The organism is Serratia sp. NCCP-200, assembly GCF_059697885.1.
Genome location: NZ_BAAKUJ010000015.1, coordinates 1 through 1,150, shown reverse-complemented (window position 1 = coordinate 1,150; position 1,150 = coordinate 1). Strand labels below are relative to the sequence as shown.

Here is a 1,150-nt window from a genome sequence, read left to right as displayed (position 1 = left end):
TGTGAGTTCGATGAGTAGGGCGGGACACGTGACATCCTGTCTGAATATGGGGGGACCATCCTCCAAGGCTAAATACTCCTGACTGACCGATAGTGAACCAGTACCGTGAGGGAAAGGCGAAAAGAACCCCGGCGAGGGGAGTGAAATAGAACCTGAAACCGTGTACGTACAAGCAGTGGGAGCACCTTCGTGGTGTGACTGCGTACCTTTTGTATAATGGGTCAGCGACTTATATTTTGTAGCAAGGTTAACCGTATAGGGGAGCCGTAGGGAAACCGAGTCTTAACTGGGCGAATAGTTGCAAGGTATAGACCCGAAACCCGGTGATCTAGCCATGGGCAGGTTGAAGGTTGGGTAACACTAACTGGAGGACCGAACCGACTAATGTTGAAAAATTAGCGGATGACTTGTGGCTGGGGGTGAAAGGCCAATCAAACCGGGAGATAGCTGGTTCTCCCCGAAAGCTATTTAGGTAGCGCCTCGTGAACTCATCTTCGGGGGTAGAGCACTGTTTCGGCTAGGGGGCCATCCCGGCTTACCAAACCGATGCAAACTCCGAATACCGAAGAATGTTATCACGGGAGACACACGGCGGGTGCTAACGTCCGTCGTGAAGAGGGAAACAACCCAGACCGCCAGCTAAGGTCCCAAAGTCATGGTTAAGTGGGAAACGATGTGGGAAGGCATAGACAGCCAGGATGTTGGCTTAGAAGCAGCCATCATTTAAAGAAAGCGTAATAGCTCACTGGTCGAGTCGGCCTGCGCGGAAGATGTAACGGGGCTAAACCATGCACCGAAGCTGCGGCAGCGACGCTTAGGCGTTGTTGGGTAGGGGAGCGTTCTGTAAGCCGTTGAAGGTGAACTGTGAGGTTTGCTGGAGGTATCAGAAGTGCGAATGCTGACATAAGTAACGATAAAGCGGGTGAAAAACCCGCTCGCCGGAAGACCAAGGGTTCCTGTCCAACGTTAATCGGGGCAGGGTGAGTCGACCCCTAAGGCGAGGCCGAAAGGCGTAGTCGATGGGAAACAGGTTAATATTCCTGTACTCGGTGTTACTGCGAAGGGGGGACGGAGAAGGCTAGGCTAGCCGGGCGACGGTTGTCCCGGTTTAAGCGTGTAGGGGGGTGTTCCTGGTAAATCCGGAACGCTA

The 1,150-nt window shown here is 53.3% G+C and carries 1 rRNA gene; it reads left to right on the top strand.

The window, feature by feature from the left end:
* Positions 1–1,150: ribosomal RNA gene (locus AC6HVW_RS25000) — 23S ribosomal RNA — on the top strand; the annotation flags it as partial.